Here is an 898-nt window from a genome sequence, read left to right as displayed (position 1 = left end):
AGATGCTAAGGCTGTAGGAAATACAGAGGTAGTTAAAGCCCTAGATGAAAAACATCTGTTTGTGGAAATATTAAGAGCTCTCTTTAGTGGAGAATTTGATAGTAAAGCTCAAGCATGGAAGGCTTACTTTTCCCGAGGTGTTAAGTTAAGTCGATTGTTTAAATTCAATAGAAGAGTAAAGAAGTATTTCAGAAATTCTAGTTGTTGAGCAGGATTGCTAGTTACTTCTGTCATTGAGCTTTAGGTGGTAATGTTGGTATGAGATATCTAATTATTAAAAAAATAATAGCCAAATACAGAAAGTTTGCTTTGTGTATATACCGGAGAAAGTTCTTATTTTATGCGTTATTTAGGGAAGGTCAGACAGAAATTGGGAGGGATATTTCTATTAGTCAGCCTGTCAAGATTGTGGGTAAAGGAAGGGTTAGTATTGGTGATGGTGTTTGTTTGGGTTATGACACATCTCCACAATTGCGACTTTCAGAAGTATATATAGAAGCCCGAGGCGAAGAAAGTACTATCGAAATCGGTCGAAATGTTATGATTAACAATGGTAGTGCTATTATTGCTGATAAATCCTCTATACATATAGGTGATGAAACATTAATTGGTCCCGGTTTTATGTGTTTGGGGAGTAATTTTCATCCACTTTCTCCTGATAAAAGAAAGACATCAGATTACACATGTAAGCCAATCATAATCGGTCGAAATGTGTTTATTGGTGCAAATGTGACCATTCTGCAAGGCGTTGAGATCGGAGATAACAGTGTTATTGGCGCTGGTTGTTTGATATCGCAGAATGTTGAAAAGAACAAAATAGTGAGGGCAAATGCCCCCATAATAGAAGCTCTTAATATTGATTAGCGATGTTGTTTAATTAGTTTATAGTATTGTCGGC

At 36.2% G+C, this 898-nt stretch carries 2 protein-coding genes; both read left to right on the top strand.

The genetic code is table 11. The features are described from left to right. A partial coding sequence (locus tag R7Q46_RS25710) for a hypothetical protein (protein ID WP_318078019.1) occupies positions 1 to 208 on the top strand: 208 nt, incomplete at its 5' end. A gap of 50 nt (positions 209 to 258) precedes the next feature. Beyond that, positions 259 to 864, top strand: a complete 606-nt coding sequence (locus R7Q46_RS25705; protein ID WP_318078018.1) for a DapH/DapD/GlmU-related protein — start codon at positions 259 to 261, stop codon at positions 862 to 864. The last annotated feature ends 34 nt before the right edge of the window (positions 865 to 898 follow it).

The sequence above is a fragment of the Vibrio sp. 811 genome (assembly GCF_033339195.1).
The sequence above is the reverse complement of the archived record's forward strand: the minus strand, read 5'-3'. Positions and strand labels throughout refer to the sequence as shown.